At 66.2% G+C, this 299-nt stretch carries 1 protein-coding gene; it reads right to left on the bottom strand.

Going from position 1 to position 299, the window contains the following annotated elements; translation table 11 throughout:
• Nucleotides 1–35: 35 nt before the first annotated feature.
• The coding region (locus SB773_RS31005) for an alpha/beta fold hydrolase (RefSeq protein WP_410594089.1) at nucleotides 36–299 on the bottom strand (264 nt) is incomplete at its 5' end.

Here is a 299-nt window from a genome sequence, read left to right as displayed (position 1 = left end):
CTCCAACTGGCGTCCGCACCGGCGGGCACGCAGCGTCACGAGAACATTCCGAAGAAGTCCCGCAGTTCCTGCGCGTAGAGCTCGGGCACTTCGAACGGAGCGAAGTGACCGCCGCGTTCCGGCCGCGTGTATCGCACGACGTTGCTCGTACGCTGGGCCCACTCCCGCGGCGGCTGGATGATGTCACCGGGGAAGATCGAGTAACCGGTGGGAACTTCGATGCGGCGCAGGGCCTGCTCCGGCGGGGTCTGCGTCATCGCCTGGTACATGCGCATCGAAGCGCCGATTGTGCCGCTGAA

Source organism: Bacillus sp. SIMBA_074 (assembly GCF_046534555.1).
GTDB classification, from domain to species: domain Bacteria; phylum Bacillota; class Bacilli; order Bacillales; family Bacillaceae_G; genus Bacillus_A; species Bacillus_A mycoides.
Note: the sequence above shows the minus strand (reverse complement) of the source record. Positions and strands in the feature narration are given on the sequence as shown.